This window comes from Bacillus cereus group sp. BfR-BA-01383 (assembly GCF_022663495.1).
In the GTDB taxonomy this organism is placed as follows: domain Bacteria; phylum Bacillota; class Bacilli; order Bacillales; family Bacillaceae_G; genus Bacillus_A; species Bacillus_A cereus_AU.
Genome location: NZ_JAKUFP010000016.1, coordinates 79,006 through 103,044, shown reverse-complemented (window position 1 = coordinate 103,044; position 24,039 = coordinate 79,006). Strand labels below are relative to the sequence as shown.

Genomic DNA, 24,039 nt, shown 5'->3' with positions numbered 1-24,039 from the left:
CAAATGAAAAACACCTCCGTTGAATTTGCATACTTAGTATGCGAATTCAGGAGGTGTTTTTTTCATGTACCACTATTCGGGTTCACTTCAGATAATTGGATAGCTTTTTCTACATAATATATTACGCCACTTTAGGGCCTTTTCTCTCATGTCCACGTTGAACAATAAATAAGAAGATTGTTGATAAAATACCACCTGCTAGTAGTAGAATGAAACAACCATCCCAACCTGAACGATCAACAATAACACCAATTGCCGCATTTGCTACAAGACTTCCGCCTACATAGCCGAACAGACCACACATACCAACTGTCGTACCTACTGCAAATTTCGGTACTAATTCCATCGCACTTAAACCGATTAAGAACTGTGGTACATAAATTAAACATCCGATAATAGAAACTGCAATACTTACAACAAGTACGCTAGATGCTTGCCAATATACAACCGTACCAACAACAACTCCGGCCATACTAATAATACATAATGGCATACGTTTTCCTTTAAATAACTTATCACTTAAAAGACCAACGATTAATGAACTTGGAATAGCCATCCCTTCAAAAATCGCATATGCAGCATGTGCTTCATTTTTTGAAAAACCTTTAACGGTCGTTAAATAAAGTGGCACCCAGTTAATAACCCCGAAACGAATTAAATAAACAAATGCATTCGCAATACATAAATACCAAACGAACTTATTTTTCACTACATATTTCATTAAAATTTCTTTTGGTGACATCTTATTAGCGTTATCCGCTTTTTCAAGATTTTCATAGTCATTACGATACTCATCAATTGGAGGAAGACCTTCAGATTCTGGTGTATCCTTCGCATTAATCCAAACAAGAACTGAAATTACCATTGCGATAATCGCCGGGAAAATAAATACGCCGCCTTGCCAATGGTTTTCACCAAAAATACCTACACCAATTCCGACAAGGGGTGGCACAAGCATTCCACCAACGTTATGTGAAATATTCCAAATACCTGTTTTCGTACCACGTTCTTTCTTCGAGAACCATTTCGTCATTACGATACTACAAGGTGGCGCTCCCATACCTTGTACAATACCGTTCAGGACAAGTAATGTAACAATCATCCCAAATGAAGATGCAAAACCGAAGCAAATATTTACAAGCCCTGATAAGAATAAACCGACCGCGATAAAGCGCTGGGCGAAAGCTTTATCTGACAAATTCCCCATAAAGAACTTACTAAATCCATAAACAATCGCCATTACTGAACCTAGTAGTCCAATTTGAGCTGTACTAAAACCGTATTCTTGTACTAAATACGTACTTGATAACGTAAAGTTACTTCGCACTAAATAATAAGCAGCATATCCAACTGAAATTCCAATTAGTACACGAATACGCAGCAATGTATATACTTTAGCGATCATATCCGCTGGTAATCTCTCAATTGCAGGTGCTGGCTTAAGCCATTTAAACATATACTCTCGTCTCCTTTTCTCACTTTTGAGAGAGACGCTGTCTATTCCATATCTCGATTATTCCACTATTTGATATATTTTGGTTTGTCCTTCTAACCGGCTGTCCTTCTATTTCTTTCTCATTCTTCGCAAACATCGTCGGTACGCCAAACGAAACTTTTTCTAAAATGTGCCCCGCTTCTTCTGATAAACAATAATCAATAAATAAATCCGCAATAATACCACTCGGTGCACGTTTTAACTTCGAAATCGCATTAACGGACAACCCTGTTTGCTCAGGTTCGTTACTTAAAATAGGAAAGCCTTGTTTTTGAAGCATTCTCTGATCTCCCATAAAATTGATGCCTATCATATATTCACCGCTCGCAACAAGTTCCGCTGGTATGTAACCATTCACCGTTACTTCTCCAACCTGTCCTGCAAGGTTCTTAACATATTCCTTTGCTTGCTCTTCACCTAAAGTATCAATAAGTGATTGAAACAACGTATATGCTGTACCTGAAACGTTTGGATCGGGCATGACAATCTTTCCCTTATATACTGGATTTAATAACTCTTGCCACCTTGATGGATATGGAAGACCAAGCGGTGCTACCTCTTCATTCCACCGCTCTTTATTAATCGCAATCGCCAGTTTCTCCACTTCATAACCGTACCAATAACCGTCTTTATCTTTAACAGTTTTTAAAATACGATTCGCATGCTGACTAGTAACAGGAATAGATAGGTTTTTTTTCTTCATCATTTGATGCGCATCCACCGTACCACCAATAATAATATCTGCTTTCGGATTTCCAGCTTCCTCTTCTACCCTCCGAAGAAGCTCTTCTGTCGAAAGGCGAATAAATTCATACGTACATCCTCGTGGTTTGCAAAATGATGAAAGCAACGCCTCACCAACTTCCTCGCGGGCTGCTACATACGCAACAAGATGACGATCATCCAAAATAGGGAGACCACTTTTATTATATTTAATAGAGGTTGTATCTCGAGAGCAACTAGACATCGCTCCTCCGATTACTAGCAAAAAGAAGAAAAAGGCTATCTTTCTCATGACACATTCTCCTTTACAAAGAAATCTGCTAGAGATCCTTTCATATACATGACATTCCCGTTATTGTCACCGAGATATTGCACAACAAAGTACGATGGATATACAGAAATCGTAAGAATATCCTCCCGGTCATTCTTTATACGTTTACCTGTTTTATAAGCAGTAACATAAGCCACGGGCTCATTCTGTGATTGTAATAATTTCTGAATTTCTCCGTAATCTGTAATTTGCTTTGCGTATCGAATAGAATCAAACATTTGCGTAAGATTTGTAGTACGTATTACATCCCCTTGCCTCACTACAACTTCCTTTGCCTCTGCAAAGAAATTACTAATGCGCTCTGGTGTATAATACAGACTTAACAAATACGTTTGAAATGCTGAGATCATCGGATCCACGCCATTCTTTCCGTATACGTTCGCCTCATACTGGAACAAGTCACCTACTGCAAAAGTACGTTTATGTCCATTCAAGTACGTTACTTCTCCAGTAAATACTTGTTCTTGGCTCTTAGCTTCTCTCGGCTCTATTCGAATTCGGTCAAAGAATGAAACAATCGTATGTAAACGAACTTCATCCGTTACAACAATTTCTCCCCACTTCTCATGCTTTACTTTCATTTCAATAGGAAGAGATTCATTCACTCTTTGTAAAACGGCCTGCTTGTCATCCACAATTGTAATTCTGTTATATATTTGCTTCTCAATAACATAAAACACAATAAGAGAAGCAATGATACAAAAGACAAACGTAAGAATTTGAAATGATAGCCTTTTCATTTCTGCCTACCTCCAAGATAAAAAAACGTTGTTTCGAAAATACCGCATAATTGTTTCATAAATGTATCATTTAACCGCTTTCAAGTTTTTTATGTCTTCCATCCGTCTCGGAAGTAAAAATGTAATAAATATCGTAGTCCCAATCTCTTCGCTACTCTCAATTCGCATACTTCCGCCCTGCTTATTCATAATCTCTTGGCAAATATACAAACCATAGCCATTCCCATAACTAGAAGGAAGTACTTTACCTCCTGGAGACTCATTCCACTCCGCAAGCACACCTTCATCTATACCGATGCCATCATCATGAACAAAAACCTTTGCCTCATGCTCATTTACAATTACATTCATTCGAATTTGCGTAGCATCACTATATTTAATCGCATTATCAAGTACATTTAAGAAAATTTGCTTCGTCTTATCAAAATCGGCAACGACGTGTACTTCTGTTAACTCATTCATAACTTCAATTTCAAACTGCTGCAAGCGCGGTTTCACAATCGAAACTGCTTCCTCTGCCAATTCCTTTATATTCACAACTGTAGGAGACACTTCAAATGTGCTCGTCCCATATTTTGAAGACTTAAGTAGTTCCTCTACAAGTGCTAATAAACGCTCACTTTCTACAGCTACATAACGAAGACTCTCCTGCACATCCTCCTTCGATTGTAACTTCGGAATTAAATCTACATAACCGATAATGGCTGTTAGCGGTGTTTTCAGCTCATGCGTAATGCGGTCCAAGAAATCCTTCTGTTTCACTTTCTCTTCCTTCAGCTGCTTAATATGCAGTTCAATCCCATCAGCCATCGCATTAAAGGACGCTGAAAGCTGCGCAATTTCCACATACTCATTAAGCTCAATCTTACTTTCATAATCTCCATTCGCAAGCCGATGTGCCATTTGCCTTAACTGATCAATCGGCTTATGAAGAGACTTCGCCAAACGAATCGCAAAGAAAATCCCGGCAGCTACTAAACAAAGAGACGTCATTAGAAACGTCCAACTCACATTTATTAAAACTTCCTTCTCATCCGTTAACTCATTTATAAAACGAATACTCCCAATGACATCGTTTCCATAATAAACTGGACTTGAAAACAAAAGAATTGGAGCTGGGTCTCCCTCCTCGAAAACATACGATTTCTTTCCCTTCAAAGAACTCTCAATATCAATATTCCGATGAAGTAATGCTCCTTTTTGTGTATCTGCAACAACAGCTCCATTCTTCCCAATCATCTGCACACGGGCATCCATTCGCTTCGCTAAATACGAAGCAATTAAAAGCGAATTCGGACCTAGCGTCTCCACTTCTGCTTCCTTCTCTAAATAATTCATCGTATAAATTTGAGCCTCTACACTTAACTTTTCCAAAGAATCCGCCGCATTATGATACATATTCTTCTCTAGTGAAATATAAACAACTGCATACAAAAGAACAAGAATCGGGATCAACAATCCAACTATTCCAAACACCATATTTCGTTTTAAAGACATATCATCACCACTTAACAATCTAGCTTATAGCCAACGCCATAAATTGTCTTAATATACTCACCGCTCGTACCGAGCTTCTTTCGAAGTCTTTGCACCATAATATCTACCGCTCTCGTATTTCCGATATACTCAAAGCCCCATACTTTCTCAAGCAACTCATCTCTCATAAATACACGCTGCGGATTTGCAACAAACAGCTGACATAAATTAAACTCTCGGTACGTTAACTGAATCTCTTGTCCACTAACATGTAAATTTCTTTCCTTAGGACAAATTATTAACTCCCCAGCTCGAATTACCTCGTGACTTACATTTACCTCCTCCTTCTTCACACGCCTGCTCATATTCTTCACACGAAGAATAAGCTCCGCATAATTGAAAGGCTTCGTCACATAATCATCCGCACCAAGTTGCAGGCCCAGCAATTTATCATTCATCTGACTCTTTGCAGTTAACATGAGTACTGGAATATCTCTATCCTTCTCACGGAACAAACGAAGCAGCTCATACCCATCTGTATCTGGAAGCATCACATCCAAAATCAATACATCCGGCTGCTCATTCCATCTCTCTAAAGCTTCTCTCCCATCAGCTGCCGTCAATACTTCGTAGCCTTCCATCTCTAACTGCATACGAATCAAATTACGAATACTCGATTCATCATCAACTACAAGTATTTTCATCATTGTCCTCCTTTCATCCCGTATTATAGTACAGTTTAGTATAGCAAAAATCATACAAAAAAAGAGAGGGTATTGTCGAACATATATTGAACGACGATACCCTCTCTTTTTCATTTCTACTTACTTCTCATAGCCATGAGGTTTCTCCTGATGCCAATTCCACGCATGTTCAATAATTGTTTTAACCTCTACATACTGTGGATTCCATCCTAATTTCTCTTTCGCCTTTTGTGAAGAAGCAACTAAACGTGCTGGATCTCCCGCACGGCGCGGTGCTACCTCAGCAGGGATTTCATGATTTGTAACTTCACGAACTGCATCAACGATTTCTTTTACACTGAAACCATTACCATTTCCTAAGTTATAGAAATCACTCTCTCCGCCGTTCTGTAGATCCTTAAGTCCTAAGAAGTGAGCTGCCACTAAATCCTCAACATGAATATAATCACGGATACAAGTACCATCTGGTGTATTATAATCTTCACCAAACATCATAATCTTCTCACGTTGACCTAACGCCACTTGTAATACAAGAGGAATTAAATGCGTCTCTGGACGGTGATCTTCTCCAATAATACCATTTGGAGTTGCACCAGCAACGTTAAAGTATCTGAAAATCTTATAACGTAAATTAGAAGCTTGGCTATACCAATGAAGCATCTTCTCGATTGCTAACTTCGTCTCTCCGTATGTATTTGTTGGATTTGTCATCGTTTCCTCAGTAATAAGTTCCACATCTACCTCACCATACGTTGCCGCAGTAGAAGAGAAAATAAACTTATCTACCTTAAACTCGTCCATTACCTCTAATAAGCAAAGTGCACCATACACATTGTTATTATAATATTGAAGAGGCTTCTCCATACTAACTCCAACTAAAGAATCAGCTGCGAAATGCATAACCGCCTCAATATTTTCTTGTGTAAAAACATCTCTTAAAAATGCTTTATCACGAAGGTCGCCATTATAAAACTTCGCGCCCTCTGTAATTGCATCCTCATGACCAGTTTGTAAGTTATCTACTACTACTACAGATAAACCTTCATCTACTAATTTTTTCACAGCGTGAGAACCGATATAACCAGCTCCGCCACAGATTAGAATTGAATTCATTATATCCCCACTTTCCTCATAGCTATATTTTCAAGTTTATAACTATTTAATTTATAATACATTATAGCATAGACATCTATCTCAATTATCTATAGTGTGTACACTAAAACCTTAACGCTATTTTTTGATATAACCGTTTTTATTGTTTGACTGCCATTTCCAAGAATCTGCACACATTTCTTCTAATCCACGTTTTGCTTCCCATCCTAGTTCACGTTTTGCTTTTGATGCATCTGCAAAACATACCGCTACATCACCAGGGCGACGATCTGTAATTTTATAAGGAATTTTCTTATCTGAAACTCTTTCAAATGCTTCAACCATCTCTAACACACTATAACCTGTACCTGTTCCCAGATTATAAGCATCTACTCCTGTTGCATTCAGTACTTTCTCAAGCGCTTTTACATGACCATTCGCTAAGTCTACAACATGAATGTAATCACGGATGCCTGTTCCATCTTTCGTTGGATAGTCGTTTCCAAATACACTCAATTCCTTTAACTTACCAACTGCGACTTGCGTTACATATGGCATTAAGTTATTTGGAATTCCATTTGGATCTTCTCCAATACGTCCACTTTCATGCGCACCAAATGGATTGAAATAGCGGAGTAATGCAATGCTCCATTCCTCATCTGCCAATGCTACATCACGCATCATTTGTTCAATCATTAATTTTGTTTGACCATATGGATTTGTTGCACTTAATGGAAATTCTTCCGTAATTGGTGATGTTTCTGGAATACCATATACCGTTGCAGATGAACTAAAAATCATCTTCTTTACATTACGCTTTTGCATCACTTCACATAATACTAATGTGCTAATAATGTTGTTATGATAATACGTTAATGGCTTTGCTACCGATTCTCCTACAGCTTTCAAACCTGCAAAGTGAATGACAGCTTCAATTGTATTTTCCTCGAAAATCTTATTCAGTGCCTCGTAATTTACAAGATCATCTTTATAAAACTTAAATTGTTTTCCGGTTATCTCTCTCACTCGATTGATTGATTCTACTGAGCTATTTGAAAGGTTGTCTACTACTATAACTTCATAACCGTTATTCAATAATTCAACACATGTATGACTACCGATATATCCTGCTCCACCTGTTACAAGTATTGCCATAAGTATACCTCCAGTATTATTAAATATTAATAAAAAAGAAAATCCTTTATCTTTTATAAAACAAATGATTTTCTTCTCACAGATTTTATTTAGCTATAAAATAATCCGTTACATATTGCGCCCAAACTTCATGTCCTTTTGCACTTGGGAAACCAAACTCTTCTTGTAAGTAAGGTAAAATAGCTTTTGTTGTTGCATCAGGCCATGCTCCCCAATGATCAACATATGTATAACCATTTTGCGTTGCAAATTGCTTTAACGCTTCAATCGCTTTCGGATAATTTTTCGCACCATACACCGGGTTTGATGGTTGAATCATAATTGTAGCATCTTTTGCACTAGTAGAAAGTGCTTGAACGAACTTCTGCGTATTCGCAACAGAGTTGCCATTACCAGTTTTACTATTATCAGTAATAAATGGTGGCTCAAATAAAATCACATCTGGATTGTCTTTCGCAATCTCTTTATCACGTTTATTCGCGATTAAATCGTCTGTGCTTTCACCCTTATATTCCTTAACTGTCACATTCCATAAACCTTTACCATAAGCAGTTTCTAAATTAGCAGTTAACTTAGCTGCCCAAGCATCTTTTTCAGATGAAGAAGCTTCGTCACCAACAATAACAAGATTTACTGCCTTTTTATCCGCAGCAGCTTTCTTCACCTTCTCTTTTACTTCATCTGGTAGATTCTTCGCATATGCTTCATTAAAAGATACCTTCGCATCTTGTTTTTTCTCTGTTTTCTTCTCTCCACTATCTTTCACTTCAGCCTTTGTTTTCGTTACTTCACTCGTCTGTCCTGTCGCATTCGCAATTTTCTTATTCCAGTATAATTTACCGCTCACAATTGAAGCGACAAACAATACAAAAATACATAGGACAAGTACTGCTTTCTTATTCATCGATTCAACTCATCTATTAATCTCACAATATATAATACTAATATAAATTCATACAAAAATAAACCCAACTCCTACCAAAGGAGTTGGGTTATTACATATTACTTAGTCAATTCAAGATGCGCTCTTAACTTACTCGTTAAATCTTGTTTTGCTGCATCTGGAACATAGTAGTACCAAATACCATCAGCGGCTTTGTGACCGTCACCTGGGATTTGAATATCTTCACTATTCTGCAGACAATTTTTATAATTCATTTGCATATCAAACATTTGATCTTGTGTTAAGTTCGTTTTCACGTTCTTTTGAATTGCTGTTAACACATCGCCATAGCTCGATAAAGAAGAGAAGCTTGCACCTTTTTTAATAACTGCTTGCATCACTTGGCGTTGACGCATTTGACGACCGAAGTCACCACGTGGATCTTCTTTACGCATACGAATATACGCTAAAGCTTGATCACCTGTTAAATGAACATTCCCTTTTTGGAAGTGCTTTCCTTCAAGAGAGAATTCTAAATCATTATTTACATCAACACCGCCCACAGCATCAACAATATCCTTAAATCCTTCCATATTAACTTCTATGTAGTAATTGATAGGCACACCTAAGAATTTTTCGACCGTTGCGACAGACATATCTACTCCACCAAACGCATAAGCGTGGTTAATTTTATCACTTTTTCCTTTACCAACAATTTCCGTATACGTATCACGAGGGATACTTAACGTCTTCATAGAATTTTTCTTCGGGTTTAAAGTAATAACCATTAAAGAGTCAGAACGTCCTTTATCTTCACCGCGTTCATCTGCACCTAGTAATAGGATTGAAACAGGTTCAGATTTATTGATTTTTTCTTCTTGTTTATTATTTTGATCACGCTTTAAAGGTTTATGAACTTCATCTAATGTTTTTGAAACAGAAGAATATATATTATAAGCGTAGACTCCTCCACCTATAATTAATACTCCTATGATTCCTAATATCCATAATAGGATTTTCTTTTTCATTATTATAGACCTCTTCTTTCCATCATTCTGAATAAATATCCAGATAATAAAAGTATCAATTTAGTCTCTTATACTAAGAATGACATTCTATAGCCAATATATCAAAGTATATTCTATCTTAAGTAACCTAAACCGTTGATGGATTTTTCTTTCCCAAAAGCATAATCAATATTATTTCACTTTATAATACTCTACATACCAATTGGCGAACTCCTGTAAGCCTTTTTCTATAGAAGTTTCAGGTTTAAAATCTACAGCCTTCTGTAATAAATCAGTTGATGCATAAGTAGCTGGTACATCTCCTGGTTTGATAGGCTCAAATACCTTTTCAAATGCAACTTCTCTTCCTAAAGCTTTACCTAGTGCTTTCTCTAATGTTTCGATAAACACCATTAGTTTTTCAGGATTATTATTTCCAATATTGAATACTTTATGTTCAACATCACCTTTAGGTGGATTACTCAAAAGACGTTGGATTCCTTCAACGATATCATCTATATAAGTAAAATCACGATATAGGTCATTTTCAAAATCACCGTTATTAAATATTTTGATTGAATCACCAGCAAAATACTTATCAGTAAAACCAAAGTAAGCCATATCTGGACGTCCCATTGGACCATACACCGTAAAGAAGCGAAGCCCAGTAGCAGGAATCTTATACAAATGACTATACGTATGAGCCATTAGTTCATTTGATTTCTTAGTAGATGCGTAAAGTGATACTGGGTTATCTACAAAATCTGTTTCCTCAAAAGGAACCTTTTTATTTGCTCCATACACAGAACTAGATGATGCATATACAAGATGATCAACTAGGTAATGTCTACATGCTTCGAGAACATTATAAAAACCAATAATATTACTTTGAATATATACATCTGGATTTTCAATTGAATATCTCACACCAGCTTGTGCAGCTAAATTCACTACAATATTTGGCTTGTACTCTTCAAAGATCTTAGTAATCATATCCTTATCAGAAATATCCCCTTTAATGAAGGTAAATTTCTCATATGGCTTAAGTTGCTCCAAACGAGCATATTTAAGATTCACATCATAATAATCATTTATATTATCAACACCTATTACTTTGCAACCTTGCTCTAGTAATTTTTTAGATAAGAAGTATCCTACAAAACCAGCGGCTCCAGTAATAAGGTATATTTTATTTTTATCTAGAGGCTTGTAAATCACTGTTATTCAACTCCTTCATGCGATCTCTACTTGTTGATTTTCTACCAATAGAATGATATTCTATGCCTGCTTCTTGTATTGCTTGCACATCATAAATGTTTCTACCATCATAAATTAGAGGTGTTCGCATTAATGTTTTATAAATTTCTGGAGTTAATGCCTTCACTTCTTCCCATTCTGTGAAAATAAAGCAGACGTTTGCACCTTCTAAAGCTTGTTCAATATCCGTAGCATATGTGATATTACCGTTCTTATTTTTCCCCTCTGGATACACTTTAGCAAAGTTATTCGCACCTACTGGATCAAATGCATAAATATCTGCGCCTTGCTCTAACAGTAGAGGAATATTTTCAAGAGATGCAGCTTCTCTTAAGTCATCTGTACCTGGTTTAAATGTCAACCCTAGCACCGCTACTTTAAGACCGTTAAAAGTAATTAACCTTTGGCTCGCCTTTTTGTATAATAAAGTCTTTTGATCATTATTTACATCGATAGCGGCTTTTACCGTTTTTAATTCGTAACCATTTTGGCTCGCTAAATACTCTAATGCTTTAGTATCTTTAGGGAAGCATGATCCGCCAAATCCAATACCTGCATTTAAGAACTTACTTCCAATACGCTCATCAAAGCTCATACCTTTTGCAACATCCTGAATATCCGCACCAACTAACTCACAAAGATTTGCAATATCATTCATATAAGAGATTTTAAGGGCTAAGAAATCGTTAGAGGCATACTTAACCATTTCAGCTGATCTTCGGTTTACTGAAACGATAGGTAAATGAAATGGCTTATAAAGATTCATTAATACTTCTTCAGCCCATTTACTTTCTGTACCAATGACAACTCTTTCTGCATATAACGTATCATGAACCGCAGAACCTTGCGCTAAAAACTCTGGATTTGATGCTACTTCTACTTTTACATCATTAACTAAAAAGTCATGGATAAATTGCTCTACTTTATCGTTCGTTCCGATAGGAACAGTTGACTTTACAACAACAAGGCAATCTTTTTCTATACTTTCAGCAATTTGCTTTGCAACAGTTGCGATATATGAAAGGTTTGCAGAACCATCAGCTTGTTCTGGGGTCCCTACACCAATAAAAATTGCATCTGCGTCTTTATATGCTAACTTGTAATCTGTTGTATAATTAATTCTTCCAGCAGCATAGTTTTTTTGCATTAAGTCCTCTAAATCTGCCTCATAAATTGGTGAAGTACCAGATTTCATTAACTCTACTTTTTTCTCATCAATATCAACACAAGTTACTTGATGACCGACTTCTGCAAAACATACACCTGCTACCAGGCCTACATAGCCTGTTCCTGCTACCACTATCTTATACATAGTTACCTTCCTCTTCATATGTTAATTAACAATTCTATATTCCTCAATAATATAGAAGAGACAAGCATTATACTATTTTATATTATTAACCCATTTTGATATTCATTTCCTAAAAAAATAAATAGAGTTATTTCATAAATAAAATCTCATGATTTAATATCCCACTAAAATAAAACTAAATCTCTTTTATCTTTTTAGCGGGTATCCCAACATATAATGAATCTTTATTTATCTTTCCCTTAACAATCGAACCTGCACCAATAACAACATTATTTTCAATAATCGTTCCTGATAAAACCCTTACCCCTGCTCCTAACCAAACATTAGAGCCTATACTAATGGGATTAGGGATTACTGGATTATCCCTGTATATAGTTCCAGATGTATAATCATGTTCAAAAGAAACAATTGTACAATTATGTGCAATCGAAACATCTTTTTGTATTTCTACTCCACCAGTAGCGTCAATATAACATAAAGGATGAAAACTAACATTATCTCCTACTACTAAATTTTCTAGCTTAAAGAAATATACTCCAGGTCCAATTAAAACATTCTCCCCACAAGATTTACATAAAACCTTAAATATAGTATATCTTATTCCTAATCCTAAATATCCTGGCAAATTTCGATTTAACACTAATAAAGAATACAATACTTTCCGTGGAAAAAAACCCCAAATCCCTATCATTATTCTTAAAAAAAATTGGAATTTCTTTGCTTTTTCTCTTCCTCTCAATTTTTTCAAGCCCTTCCCGTTAAATAATTAATAATATCCCGTTTTACTTTATTTTTGTTTGCACCATACTTAAATCTCCAAATAAACAAAGCAAGCATTCTACAAGGGACTGGATAAATCCTATATTTATTAATAATTTTTGGTATTGGATGATTATTTTCTTTTAAAATATTGAATAATGTAATTCTTGCCAAATCCTTATTTAAAATTTTTCCCAGTCTTTTTTTCATAGATACCTTTTGTATAGATGAACTTGTATTATTCTGATGTCTCCTATAACACATTAAGGGTTCCTTAAAAGCATAACCTTTATTATAAGTCAATAATAATTGTATTAAGGCAAAATCTTCTCCCTGAATTAAGGTCGGAAATCCACCCACTTTAATAAAATCATCTTTTCTTACAAGAAGGCTACTAGTAGGCACTGAATGAATACGAAAATTCCAATCAAACTCTATTATTTTTGGCGGTAAAGTGTATAAATCAAATACTTTTTCATGATTCTCCAAAATTATACTATCTACTTCAATATCATCGTGTATTATTAAGCCGTTTGAAAATACAAAAGAAATATCCTGTTCCTCTTTAAAAATTCCCATTTGTTTTTCAAGTTTATTAGGAAACCAAATATCATCAGCATCAAGAAAAGCAATAAAATCTCCGGTAGCAATATTTACACCTTTATTTCTTGCACTAGAAGCTCCACTATTTTTTTGAGTAACATATTTAAATCTTTCCTTATTATTTTCTAACCACTCTAGCGTTCCATCTGTTGACCCATCATCTATAATGATAATTTCTTTATTTGTATATGTTTGATTTTCTACACTTTTTACCGCAAATTCTATTAATCTTCCTGGATTATAACTTGGTATTATAATACTAACCAATGGCTCTTTCATCAATCTCAATCCACCTTAAAAGCTTCTTTAAATTCATTAAAGTAGTTTATTTTTTTCTCTTTTAAAATGTCCTCTCTATAATCCTTGATCTCATTAATTCCTAAATTAGAAAGTTCACTTAGTAAAGACGGAGATTCCATTAACCTTATAATTGCTTGAGCTAATGTCTTATAGTCACCGACAGGAGCTATACACTCTTTAGGCAAAATTTCAATTGATCCAGAAACTTCTGTTGATACTACTGGTAATCCTCTAGCTAACGATTCAAGTACTACCCTAGGCATACCTTCTGTAAGAGAAGATAGAACAAATAAATCATTTTGATCATATAAACTAAAAAGTTCCTCTCCCCATGGTACAAAACCATGAAAATTTACATATTGTTCTATTTCCAACCCTTTTACAAACTGTTTTAATTCCGATTCAAGAGGACCTTTTCCCACTATGTTTAATTGAATATTATAATTAAATTTTTTTACAATAAAATGAAGTGCCTTTATTAAAGTTTTTTGATCCTTATAAGGACTTAAATTACCTACATTAATTATTTTAAAAGGTTCTGAAGGTTGCTCCCAAACCCTTGGCGTTTTAATAAAGGAATCTGGTAATCTTAAATCACTTATTACTGCTGCTTTAATTATATTTTTGGGCGCATATCTTTCTTTTAAAGTATTAGAAACATAAATACATCCGTATGCCCTTTCAAGATGCCTCATATGCATTTTTAGAAAAATTCGCTTTACAACCTTGGCAAAAGGAATACCCCTAGCTTTTAAAAAGCCTTCGTGCATTGATTGCTCGCCTCTACTTTCAACAACATAAGGCTTTTTATATTTTTTTAAAGCACTGAACGCTAACTCAGCTTCAAATGATGGACTATGCAATATCCCACCATCTAATGATTGAACTAATAAATTAATCTTATTTCTCACCTTTATTATACCAATTACATCTTTTTTCTTAATAGCAGATGAGTCAATAAATTTTACCTTCTTATTATCAGCTCTTTTACATCCAGTTGGAAGCTCATTTACTTTTTTTAATGGAGCTAAGACAAAAATTTCATCAAAACTTTTAAGATATTCATCCCACATCGTATTATTATATGATGTCGTTGTCCAAACTCCATCTTCACTTTCATAGTATTGCGAACTTATAGCAAAAATTATTTTCATGTATTAAACCTCTTTTTCTTAAATTTCATATATATTATTAACGGAAAGATTAAAAACAAATCCTTTGTAACATGCCATAATATTAACCTTGAATCGTGCAGTAAAAATTCCGCACCAAATGTAACTAACAAACCCGCTACAATCGGTGTAATACTCCCAAATTTATTTCTATTTATTACTTCATTTATAACTTCTAGGCAATAGCCAAATATAATCGCTAAAGTCCATATCCCTAAAAATCCAAAGTTTACATAACTTTCCGCCCAAAATCCTCCTATTTTTGCTGTAGTAGGTCTATATTGTTCATAAAATCCTCTACCAGATTCTGCATCATGAGACAAAGCAATCATACCCGGGGGCTTATTAGGTACAATCCAACTAGGTAACATAGTTAAAGCAGCATCAACATAAGTTTTTCCATGCTGGTAATCAATATTACCATTGGGTTGTAATTCCTTATAATATAACATCCAAATGTAATAGCGCCCTAAATCTGTAGCAATTGTGTAACTAGGCGTCAATTGTTCATATTGGTTTTGAATAGACTGTCGGTAATTACTATCTACCAAATAATCGGTATTATATTCCGCATACTTAAATAACTTATATTGTGTAAGCAATGGTATTAATATAAATGCAATTACTATTAGCTTTGTAATATTAAATTTTTTATTTAAATAATTTACATAGATATGTAATCCCCAAAATGCATAAACTAAAATAAAGAATCTGCTACCTCTATCTAAGTTAAATAAAGAAATTAAGACCACAATAACTAGTAAATATATTAACCCCAGAAACTTTACGTTTTTACCTTTCTTAGCAACTTTACTAGCCCAGTTAAAATATAAAAATATTAAACCTACACTAAAAAAATCATTTAAAACATAAATGGTCCCAGTTAATGCACCTAAGCCTATCCCTGACTCTATAATCATATTTGCACTAAAACCAACTAGTATATAAACAAAAGCGATGAAAGAAATATTAGGTACTTTTATTTCTTCATTCTTAAAAGCTTCTTTTTTTACTCTCCATTTAATATTTTTTCTAATATAGCTACCAAAATAAAACAATGGTATCACCGGTAATGAAGTCCAAGCAATAATAGCTATTAGATTTGTAAAATCAGATGGTAAATTATTCGCAATCGGTTGATGCGTTATTAGATGGTACAATGGAGAATAGATAAAAATTAGTATCGAAGTATACGTAAAAATAGCCCAAATATCCAAAGTGGGTACCGTACGAAAAATTATTAATATTATTCTTCGAATGATAAATAAAGCTGTAATTGCAATCGGTATTAAAGCAACTACTTCATTGGTGCTAAAAAACAAAAGTGATATTGAACTAAGTATTACAAGTAGAGTTACGAGTAATACATTAATTAATAGTGGAAATGAAATTACATTTCCACTATTACCCATGTTACTGTGTTTCATAACTTACTTTCCTTTCATTTGCTTTATTCACTCTTAAAATTATTACAAATCTTCCAATCGCAGTAATACAAGAGCCTACAAGTAAAGTAACAGCAGCACCGTATAATCCCCATATGGGTATTAATAAAAATGCACAAATACATGTTACAATTAACATGAAAATAAGTTGAGGTAACTCATTCTTATAAGTTTTAGTCGCAATAGTTGCGTATCCCATAAACTCAGCAGGATATCTAAAAATAGTCGCTGCCATTAAAAGAGTTAAAAGCGAAGAATATTCGATATAATCTGGTCCAAAAAGAATATACAATAAGAACTCTCCAAGATAAAAGGTCAATAATGTACTTACCAGGCCTAACATCGAGCCAAAGATAACTAGTTTATTAAATAATTTATTAAAATCACTTTTTGACTCCCGATCACTATAACGAGATAATCTATTGCAAAAAGACTGCCCTATCGCACCAACGAGAGTATTTCCCGCTATCATTAGATACGAGAGGGCTGTAAAATAACCTAATTGTTCTGTATCAGTATAATAAGTAATAAAGTATCTAGTTATATTTGTATTTAATGAATATAGAAGTGAGATAATCCCCAAAGGTAACAGAGCCCTATATAAATGACTAACCTTTTTCATATCATTAGGTAATTTCAAGTAAGCTTTAATATTTCTCTTCTTATTCATATTAATTTTAGAAATATCATATATTAAAAGAGTAAGTAACCATGATAATCCTATACTAAGAGTGGCCAATAAAATATCTCTTGTGAAATAGTAAAAAATAAAAAATAACAAGGTCGATGAAATACCTTTTATAAAATTTGAAAGTCCTACTTCGTGAAGCTTTTCTTGTTGTTGTAAAATACCATAAACTAATTCGGAAACTAATTGAACATTTTTGGCTAACAAGTAGATAAATACTAATTGTGTTACGTCAGAACTAGCTTTTGTAATAAAGCAAATACCTAAGGATATTATAGTTGCTAATATTACATTTAAAATTACAATTTCAATATACGAAGATGAGTTACTTTCTTCACTAGTAACTTTATTTCTAATTTGCATCGTAAAAAACATGTATACAGGACCTGTAATCGCCAGCATTAATCCAAACTCTCCTACAACTTCAGCATTACCTAGTCTCGCCAATATTATTATTATTAAAAATTGTGATGCCATAAAAAATGCTGATCCCATAAAAACTGATATAACCTTAAGTAACATAGACTTAGAATTAATCATAATATCATATAACCCTCTTACTTATAATTATTTCTGTACACTGTTTATTACGTCTAGATAGGCATTCAGAACAATATTTCTATCAAATTCCTTTTCAACTTTCTTTCTACCTGCTAAGCCCATGTTCTTTTTATCTTGCCAATCCATACTTAAAAAGCGCTCTATTTTTTCTATTAAGTCCTGACTATTTTGTTGTTTGACAATTAAACCATTTTCTCCATTTTCAACAATTTCTCGACAGCCACTTCTATCAGTGGTAATAATAGGCCTTCCACAAGCAGCACTTTCGAGTAATACATTAGACATACCTTCTGGATAATATGTAGGATGAATAGTACACTGAGAAATTTTATGGAACTCCTTGATATCACTTTGCATTCCATGATACTGAATTATCCCTTTTTCCTGCAGTATCTTTAATTTTTCTTCATATTCATCTTCACAAAATCCTAAAATATGGAATATAGTACTTGGGTATTTCTCTCTTATGTATTTAGCAGCATCTAAATATTGATCAATACCTTTTTCCTTCATTACACGAGCAATAAATAAAAAATTAACCTCTTTATCCAATGGATATTCCAGTATAGGATAATAATCAAGATTAACACCTGATCCTGGTATTAATCTTGATTCCCCCTTAACAACCCTTTTTGTACTAAAAAAGTTTTTATTTGATTCATTTTGGAAGAATACACATGTCGCGTCTTTTAGGGCGCTTTTATATAGAAATAAAGTGATTTTTTGTAATATCCCATCATTTTCTACCGCTGTTCCAAGACCAGTAATATTACATACATAAGGAATACCTGCCATCCTACAAGCTAGACCGCCATATACGTTAGGCTTTATTGTGTAGGTTAACACCACATCAGGTTTAACCTCTTTAATAATTTTTTTATAATTCATAAATAATTTTACATCAGTTATTGGATTAGTACCCCTTCTACTGATTGGTGTATTAATGAACTCACATCCTATTTCCTTTAATTGATGTATAAATTCACCACCTGGGAGTGAAATATAAACTTTATATTCTTTCACTAACTCTTGTATAAGCTCTTTTCTAAATTTATATAAACCGACATCGTTATTTGCTAATATTAAAACCTTTTTCATTCTATAATCTCCTAGATGGAACCCCAACATAAGTTCCTAATTCAGTTATATCCTTAACAACAACAGTTCCTGCACCAATCCTACAACCACCGGTAATATTAATATTATTACTTATGATACTACCAATTCCCAACCAAGTACCTCGCCCAATATTGACCGTACCTGCCAAATGTGCCCCCGGTGATATATGAACATAATCCTCAATTACATTGTCATGATCTACCGTAGAAGCAGTATTAATAATGCACCCTTTTCCGATTTTAGTACAACAATTAATCACAGCTCCTGCCATAACTACAGTTCCTGCTTCCAAATAAACTTGTTCCCCAATAATTGCACTCGGATGAATTAATACCGGGATACTCGCCTCTTCAGTCTCAAGTTGCCTCTGGATTTTCTCTCGTATGACATTATTACCAATTCCAACAAAAAAATCGTAATCATCTATATACTTTGAGACACTTGCTGATTTGTCAATTATTTCTATTCCCATTGAAGATTTTACATTTTCTTTATCATCTAAAAAAGCAATACTCTGCCATTTATTCATTTTCAGTGCGATATCGGCTATAACTTTTCCGTGGCCACTAGCCCCTATTATAAGAAGTTTTTTTTTCATAACCTTATACTTCCTTTTCCATTCCCATTAAATGGTTCCATTGTAGCAGCAGTTTCTGAATTAATTCCTTCTCTAATAAAAACTTTCTTAATTGTTAAAAGGATAATCTTCCAATCTGTAGTGAAACTTCCATTATCTACATACTCTACATCGTAATTAAATTTCTCTTCCCAACTAATAGCATTCCGACCGTTAACTTGTGCTAACCCTGACAATCCAGGCCTAACTTCATGGCGACGCTTTTGATGTTCATTATATAGTGGTAAATACTGAACTAATAAAGGCCTTGGTCCTATAATTGACATATCACCTTTAAAAATATTAAAAAGCCCAGGTAATTCATCAAGTGATGTCGAACGTAAAAATTCACCGAACTTAGTAAGTCTTATACTATCAGGTAACAGCTCACCATCTTCGTTTTTTTCATCGGTCATTGTTCTAAATTTATACATTTTAAAAATGTTCCCATGTAATCCTGGTCGCTCTTGCTTAAACAACACTGGACTACCTAATTTTGTTTTTACAAGAAAAGCAACTATAATAAATATTGGACTAAGCACTACAATAGCAATTAAAGACAGCATAAAATCCATCGGTCTTTTTATAAACCGTCTATAGATGCCAACTTTAGAACTCCTCATTACGCTATCCACAACCCTTTAATAATTTTCACGACTCTATCTAAATCTTTATCTGTCATTTTCGTATCACTTGGTAAGCAAACACCATTCTCAAATAGCTTCTCTGATACATCTGTCCCAACAAAATCATATTTTTCAAAGAATGGCTGTAAATGCATTGGCTTCCACACTGGTCTAGATTCAATATTTTCTTTTTCAAGAGCTTCCATCACATCAATCGGTCGAATCTTGCCGTTCAAAGTCATAGAACTTAACCAATAGTTTGGTTCATTCCATTCATTGCTAGGCATAAACTCAATACCTTCAAGATTTCCTAATTCTCTCTTATAAAACTCGAATATGTATCTTTTCTTCTGAACTCTTTGATCTAATACTTTAAGCTGTCCTCTACCGATTCCGGCAACTACATTACTCATACGATAGTTAAAACCTAATTCACTATGTTGATAATGTCTTGCTTGATCTCTACTTTGAGTAGCCCAAAATCTTGCTTTTGAAATTCTTTCCTCATCATTAGAAACGAGCATTCCACCACCAGAAGTAGTGATAATCTTATTTCCATTAAAAGAGAAAATACCATAATCGCCAAAGCTTCCCGTATGTTTACCTTTATAGTATGTTCCTAAAGACTCCGCAGCATCTTCAATTAAAGTAACGCCATACTTTTTACAAAGTTCAACAATCTTATCCATATCTGCGGAAAGCCCATAAAGGTGAACTACTATAACTGCCTTTACATTTGGATATTTTTTAAAAGCCTCTTCTAATGCTTTAGGGCACATATTCCAAGTTTCATAATCGCTATCTATAAAAACAGGAATAGCATTTTGATAAATAATAGGATTTGCAGTAGCTGAGAATGTAAGTGTTTGACAAAAAACAACATCCCCCTTCCCTACTCCCGCTGCTTTTAATGCCATATGAATTGCAGCTGTTCCAGAAGATAGTGCTGCCGCTGCCTTAGATCCCACTTTCATAGCTAATTCTTTTTCGAATCCATTCACATTTTCCCCAAGTGGTGCAATCCAATTTGTATCGAAAGCTTCCTTAACATAATGCATTTCATAACCTTCATCACTCATATGTGGTGATGAAAGAAATATTCTGTTTCTCATTTAAAAAACTTCCTTCCCTTAAATTAATGTTTAACATTAACTTTATTATTGGCAATTTCTAATAATCGTTCTCTTATTTCCTCTTTACTGATTTCTTCAAAATCATTCATAAACTGTCTTAAAACCTCTTGATCCATTAAAACAGCTTTTCCTATATGAATCTTAGGGAATATTTGCTCCGGATGAATTTCACCTTCATTTAATAACTCTTCATACATTTTTTCACCTGGTCTTAATCCAGTAAATTCAATTCCAATTTCCTCAATTGAATACCCTGAAAGAGTAATTAAATTTTTAGCTAAATCAACAATCTTTACTGGGTCTCCCATATCTAGTACGAACAATTCTCCACCTCTAGCTAGTGTTCCAGCCTGAATAACTAATCTTGAAGCTTCCGGTATTGTCATAAAGTAACGAATCATATCAGGGTGAGTAACTGTTACAGGTCCACCTTTTTGAATTTGTTTCTTGAATAATGGGATTACACTTCCTCTACTTCCAAGAACATTACCGAATCTAACTGCAACAAAACGTGTACCAGTACTAATGGATGCCATATGTTGGACAATCATTTCCGCAAATCGTTTTGTAGCTCCCATTACATTCGTCGGATTTACCGCTTTATCTGTAGAAACCATTACGAACGTATTTACTTTAAATGTATCAGCCGCTTCTGCAACATTTTTCGTACCAAAAATATTATTTTTTACAGCCTCTTCAGGATTACGTTCCATTAAAGGTACATGCTTATGTGCAGCTGCATGATATACGATATATGGTTGATGCTTGTTCATTATTTCAAAGATTTTATGTCGATCTTGAATATCAGCAATTTCTGTCGTAATTTCCACTGCATCTTTATAAGTAACTCGCATTTCCATTTCAATAGTATAAATGCTATTTTCACCATGTCCTAAAAGAACAATTTTTGCAGGATTATACTTCATCACTTGACGACAAATTTCTGATCCAATTGATCCGCCCGCACCCGTTACTAAAATCGTTTTACCTGCAATCTTTTCCCCGATGCCCGCGTCATCTAATTGAATTGGCTCCCTACCTAATAAATCTTCCACTTGTACATCCCGGAATTCATTAACAGAAACTGTACCATCTAGAAGATCTTCAAGCATCGGTACAATTTGAGTCTTTGCCTTCGTTTTTCTACACTTCTCAAAAATTTCATTTATTTGATTTCTACTTAAAGAAGGAATAGCGATAATGATATGTTCTATATCATTATCTTCTACAATTTCTTTAATGTTAGTTGTTGTACCAATAACAGGAACGTTATAAATTTCTAATTTTTGTTTATTTCTATCGTCATCAACAAAAGCAATTGGATATAAGTCTGCATCTTTATTATGTTGTAATTGGCGCACCACCATAGTTCCTGCCGAACCTGCACCAATGATTAATGTTCGTTTTTTATCTGCCGCTTTTGCAATATACGTATCCCGGAACATACGCCATACAAAACGAGAACCACCTATTAATAACAAATGTAGCATCCATGCCATAGCTAAAATTCGAACATAAATATCATGATTTATAATTTGTTGAACAATTGCTGTTACTAGAATAGATAGCGTAATCGCCTTAAATATTTGTATTAATTCCCCAATACTTGCATACTCCCACGCCTTGTTATAAAGCTTATAAATAGCAGCAAAAATATGATGGCTACACAATAATGTAATAGAACTAATAATTACTGTCGTGGGAATTTTACCTAATACATTCGGATGTATGAACCAATAACTTAAATATACGGCGGTTAATACAATAAATGAATCTAATAAAATTAATAATGAGAGCCGTTTTCGATAACTCAATATACCTGTTCCCTTCTTTATATAATTCACATCTTATTGATAATAAAAAAGGACATTCTCTTATGAATGTACCTCTTCTTTTTTTACAAGTTCTTTTATATACTTCATCAAGTCTAATTTCAATTCTTCGTTTTGAAGTGCCATCTCAATCGTTGTTTTAATAAATCCGAATTTTTCCCCAACATCATATCGAGTACCTTCAAAATCATATGCAAACACATGTTGAATTTCATTTAAACGTTGAATCGCATCTGTTAATTGAATTTCTCCACCTGCACCTGTTTGTTGGTCTTCAAGGAACATGAAGATTTCTGGTGTTAATACGTAACGCCCCATAATTGCTAAATTAGATGGTGCTGTTCCCTGTGCTGGTTTTTCAACAAATCGGCGCACCTGATATTGACGACCATTTTGCGTGATTGGATCAATAATTCCATAACGATGCGTTTCATTTTCCGGTACTGTTTGCACACCAATTACAGACGAATGTGTTGCCTCGTACTCATTCATCAACTGACGTAAACATGGCGTATCAGCTTGTACGATATCATCACCAAGTAATACTGCAAATGGCTCATTCCCAATAAATTTACGAGCACACCATACTGCGTGACCTAATCCTTTTGGTTCTTTTTGTCTTATGTAATGAATATTAATCTTTGAAGATGCTTGTACTTTTTCAAGCATTTCATATTTACCTTTTTCTAAAAGGTTTTGTTCCAGTTCAAAAGAATGATCAAAATGATCTTCAATTGCACGTTTTCCTTTTCCAGTTACAATAATAATATCTTCAATGCCAGATTCAATTGCTTCTTCTACAATGTACTGAATCGTCGGTTTATCAACGATAGGTAACATTTCTTTCGGCATCGCTTTCGTCGCTGGTAAAAATCTTGTTCCCAGTCCAGCAGCTGGAATAATTGCCTTCCTTACTTTTTTCAAATCAGTACCCCCAAATTTTTATATATATTTGTATATAACAATAATAAAAAAACCTACCTATAGAGTCATATTTATAACTCCATAGG

Annotated in this window: 22 protein-coding genes; all 22 read right to left on the bottom strand. The window is 34.3% G+C overall.

Going from position 1 to position 24,039, the window contains the following annotated elements; all coding sequences use genetic code 11:
* Positions 1 to 121 precede the first annotated feature (121 nt).
* The 22 genes from pgtP to galU all read right to left on the bottom strand — a co-directional run bounded on the left by pgtP (position 122) and on the right by galU (position 23,953).
* Positions 122 to 1,456, bottom strand: coding sequence for an MFS transporter (gene pgtP, locus MR065_RS16275; RefSeq protein WP_242214379.1), 1,335 nt, complete (start codon positions 1,454 to 1,456; stop codon positions 122 to 124).
* 19 nt (positions 1,457 to 1,475) lie between these two features.
* On the bottom strand, positions 1,476 to 2,510 hold the full coding sequence (locus tag MR065_RS16270) for an ABC transporter substrate-binding protein (protein ID WP_242214378.1): 1,035 nt from the start codon (positions 2,508 to 2,510) through the stop codon (positions 1,476 to 1,478).
* On the bottom strand, positions 2,507 to 3,289 hold the full coding sequence (locus MR065_RS16265) for a DUF3919 family protein (RefSeq protein WP_242214377.1): 783 nt from the start codon (positions 3,287 to 3,289) through the stop codon (positions 2,507 to 2,509). Before MR065_RS16265 ends, MR065_RS16270 begins: the two co-directional genes overlap by 4 nt.
* Positions 3,290 to 3,355: 66 nt before the next feature.
* Positions 3,356 to 4,786, bottom strand: coding sequence for a HAMP domain-containing sensor histidine kinase (locus MR065_RS16260; RefSeq protein ID WP_242214376.1), 1,431 nt, complete (start codon positions 4,784 to 4,786; stop codon positions 3,356 to 3,358).
* A gap of 11 nt (positions 4,787 to 4,797) precedes the next feature.
* The gene (locus MR065_RS16255) at positions 4,798 to 5,469 is read right to left on the bottom strand and encodes a response regulator transcription factor (RefSeq protein WP_242214375.1); all 672 of its coding nucleotides are present in this window, start codon (positions 5,467 to 5,469) and stop codon (positions 4,798 to 4,800) included.
* Positions 5,470 to 5,589: 120 nt separating this feature from the next.
* The gene (gene galE / locus MR065_RS16250) at positions 5,590 to 6,582 is read right to left on the bottom strand and encodes a UDP-glucose 4-epimerase GalE (RefSeq protein WP_242214374.1); all 993 of its coding nucleotides are present in this window, start codon (positions 6,580 to 6,582) and stop codon (positions 5,590 to 5,592) included.
* Positions 6,583 to 6,699: 117 nt separating this feature from the next.
* Complete coding sequence (galE, locus tag MR065_RS16245) at positions 6,700 to 7,716, bottom strand: UDP-glucose 4-epimerase GalE (protein ID WP_242214373.1); 1,017 nt, start codon at positions 7,714 to 7,716, stop codon at positions 6,700 to 6,702.
* Positions 7,717 to 7,801: 85 nt separating this feature from the next.
* Positions 7,802 to 8,620 carry an SGNH/GDSL hydrolase family protein gene (locus MR065_RS16240; RefSeq protein WP_242214372.1) on the bottom strand — a complete coding sequence of 273 codons (819 nt, stop codon included), beginning with the start codon at positions 8,618 to 8,620 and terminating at the stop codon, positions 7,802 to 7,804.
* Positions 8,621 to 8,718: 98 nt separating this feature from the next.
* The gene (tagU, locus tag MR065_RS16235; protein ID WP_242214371.1) at positions 8,719 to 9,627 is read right to left on the bottom strand and encodes a polyisoprenyl-teichoic acid--peptidoglycan teichoic acid transferase TagU; all 909 of its coding nucleotides are present in this window, start codon (positions 9,625 to 9,627) and stop codon (positions 8,719 to 8,721) included.
* 171 nt (positions 9,628 to 9,798) lie between these two features.
* Positions 9,799 to 10,824: an SDR family NAD(P)-dependent oxidoreductase gene (locus MR065_RS16230; protein ID WP_070145543.1), complete on the bottom strand. Its 1,026-nt coding sequence runs from the start codon at positions 10,822 to 10,824 to the stop codon at positions 9,799 to 9,801.
* The gene (locus MR065_RS16225) at positions 10,802 to 12,175 is read right to left on the bottom strand and encodes a UDP-glucose dehydrogenase family protein (RefSeq protein ID WP_242214370.1); all 1,374 of its coding nucleotides are present in this window, start codon (positions 12,173 to 12,175) and stop codon (positions 10,802 to 10,804) included. The genes MR065_RS16230 and MR065_RS16225 overlap by 23 nt, the downstream gene beginning before the upstream one ends.
* A gap of 175 nt (positions 12,176 to 12,350) precedes the next feature.
* Positions 12,351 to 12,914, bottom strand: a complete 564-nt coding sequence (locus MR065_RS16220; RefSeq protein ID WP_242214369.1) for an acyltransferase — start codon at positions 12,912 to 12,914, stop codon at positions 12,351 to 12,353.
* Between the two features lie 5 nt (positions 12,915 to 12,919).
* Entirely contained in the window at positions 12,920 to 13,816 is an 897-nt protein-coding gene (locus MR065_RS16215; RefSeq protein ID WP_242214382.1) for a glycosyltransferase family 2 protein, read from the bottom strand.
* A 5-nt stretch (positions 13,817 to 13,821) separates the two neighbouring features.
* On the bottom strand, positions 13,822 to 14,991 hold the full coding sequence (locus tag MR065_RS16210; protein WP_242214368.1) for a glycosyltransferase family 4 protein: 1,170 nt from the start codon (positions 14,989 to 14,991) through the stop codon (positions 13,822 to 13,824).
* Positions 14,988 to 16,436 carry an O-antigen polysaccharide polymerase Wzy family protein gene (locus MR065_RS16205; RefSeq protein ID WP_242214367.1) on the bottom strand — a complete coding sequence of 483 codons (1,449 nt, stop codon included), beginning with the start codon at positions 16,434 to 16,436 and terminating at the stop codon, positions 14,988 to 14,990. The genes MR065_RS16210 and MR065_RS16205 overlap by 4 nt, the downstream gene beginning before the upstream one ends.
* Positions 16,423 to 17,682: an oligosaccharide flippase family protein gene (locus MR065_RS16200; RefSeq protein ID WP_242214366.1), complete on the bottom strand. Its 1,260-nt coding sequence runs from the start codon at positions 17,680 to 17,682 to the stop codon at positions 16,423 to 16,425. The genes MR065_RS16205 and MR065_RS16200 overlap by 14 nt, the downstream gene beginning before the upstream one ends.
* Positions 17,683 to 17,709: 27 nt before the next feature.
* The gene (locus tag MR065_RS16195; protein ID WP_242214365.1) at positions 17,710 to 18,801 is read right to left on the bottom strand and encodes a glycosyltransferase family 4 protein; all 1,092 of its coding nucleotides are present in this window, start codon (positions 18,799 to 18,801) and stop codon (positions 17,710 to 17,712) included.
* 1 nt (position 18,802) lies between these two features.
* On the bottom strand, positions 18,803 to 19,420 hold the full coding sequence (locus MR065_RS16190; RefSeq protein ID WP_242214364.1) for an acetyltransferase: 618 nt from the start codon (positions 19,418 to 19,420) through the stop codon (positions 18,803 to 18,805).
* Positions 19,417 to 20,061, bottom strand: a complete 645-nt coding sequence (locus MR065_RS16185) for a sugar transferase (protein ID WP_277927434.1) — start codon at positions 20,059 to 20,061, stop codon at positions 19,417 to 19,419. Before MR065_RS16185 ends, MR065_RS16190 begins: the two co-directional genes overlap by 4 nt.
* Positions 20,061 to 21,176, bottom strand: coding sequence for a DegT/DnrJ/EryC1/StrS family aminotransferase (locus MR065_RS16180; RefSeq protein WP_242214363.1), 1,116 nt, complete (start codon positions 21,174 to 21,176; stop codon positions 20,061 to 20,063). Before MR065_RS16180 ends, MR065_RS16185 begins: the two co-directional genes overlap by 1 nt.
* 23 nt (positions 21,177 to 21,199) lie before the next feature.
* A complete protein-coding gene (locus MR065_RS16175; RefSeq protein ID WP_242214362.1) occupies positions 21,200 to 23,011 on the bottom strand; it encodes a polysaccharide biosynthesis protein in 1,812 nt (603 codons plus the stop codon).
* A gap of 60 nt (positions 23,012 to 23,071) precedes the next feature.
* Positions 23,072 to 23,953, bottom strand: coding sequence for a UTP--glucose-1-phosphate uridylyltransferase GalU (gene galU, locus MR065_RS16170; protein WP_098216071.1), 882 nt, complete (start codon positions 23,951 to 23,953; stop codon positions 23,072 to 23,074).
* Positions 23,954 to 24,039: the final 86 nt, after the last annotated feature.

What these genes read in the sequence shown, in the direction of transcription:
- pgtP (WP_242214379.1), bottom strand. Translation starts at nt 1,456, where the DNA reads ATGTTTAAATGGCTTAAGCCAGCACCTGCAATTGAGAGATTACCAGCG.
- MR065_RS16270 (WP_242214378.1), bottom strand. Translation starts at nt 2,510, where the DNA reads ATGAGAAAGATAGCCTTTTTCTTCTTTTTGCTAGTAATCGGAGGAGCG.
- MR065_RS16265 (WP_242214377.1), bottom strand. Translation starts at nt 3,289, where the DNA reads ATGAAAAGGCTATCATTTCAAATTCTTACGTTTGTCTTTTGTATCATT.
- MR065_RS16260 (WP_242214376.1), bottom strand. Translation starts at nt 4,786, where the DNA reads ATGTCTTTAAAACGAAATATGGTGTTTGGAATAGTTGGATTGTTGATC.
- MR065_RS16255 (WP_242214375.1), bottom strand. Translation starts at nt 5,469, where the DNA reads ATGAAAATACTTGTAGTTGATGATGAATCGAGTATTCGTAATTTGATT.
- galE (WP_242214374.1), bottom strand. Translation starts at nt 6,582, where the DNA reads ATGAATTCAATTCTAATCTGTGGCGGAGCTGGTTATATCGGTTCTCAC.
- galE (WP_242214373.1), bottom strand. Translation starts at nt 7,716, where the DNA reads ATGGCAATACTTGTAACAGGTGGAGCAGGATATATCGGTAGTCATACA.
- MR065_RS16240 (WP_242214372.1), bottom strand. Translation starts at nt 8,620, where the DNA reads ATGAATAAGAAAGCAGTACTTGTCCTATGTATTTTTGTATTGTTTGTC.
- tagU (WP_242214371.1), bottom strand. Translation starts at nt 9,627, where the DNA reads ATGAAAAAGAAAATCCTATTATGGATATTAGGAATCATAGGAGTATTA.
- MR065_RS16225 (WP_242214370.1), bottom strand. Translation starts at nt 12,175, where the DNA reads ATGTATAAGATAGTGGTAGCAGGAACAGGCTATGTAGGCCTGGTAGCA.
- MR065_RS16215 (WP_242214382.1), bottom strand. Translation starts at nt 13,816, where the DNA reads ATGAAAGAGCCATTGGTTAGTATTATAATACCAAGTTATAATCCAGGA.
- MR065_RS16210 (WP_242214368.1), bottom strand. Translation starts at nt 14,991, where the DNA reads ATGAAAATAATTTTTGCTATAAGTTCGCAATACTATGAAAGTGAAGAT.
- MR065_RS16205 (WP_242214367.1), bottom strand. Translation starts at nt 16,436, where the DNA reads ATGAAACACAGTAACATGGGTAATAGTGGAAATGTAATTTCATTTCCA.
- MR065_RS16200 (WP_242214366.1), bottom strand. Translation starts at nt 17,682, where the DNA reads ATGATTAATTCTAAGTCTATGTTACTTAAGGTTATATCAGTTTTTATG.
- MR065_RS16195 (WP_242214365.1), bottom strand. Translation starts at nt 18,801, where the DNA reads ATGAAAAAGGTTTTAATATTAGCAAATAACGATGTCGGTTTATATAAA.
- MR065_RS16190 (WP_242214364.1), bottom strand. Translation starts at nt 19,420, where the DNA reads ATGAAAAAAAAACTTCTTATAATAGGGGCTAGTGGCCACGGAAAAGTT.
- MR065_RS16185 (WP_277927434.1), bottom strand. Translation starts at nt 20,061, where the DNA reads ATGAGGAGTTCTAAAGTTGGCATCTATAGACGGTTTATAAAAAGACCG.
- MR065_RS16180 (WP_242214363.1), bottom strand. Translation starts at nt 21,176, where the DNA reads ATGAGAAACAGAATATTTCTTTCATCACCACATATGAGTGATGAAGGT.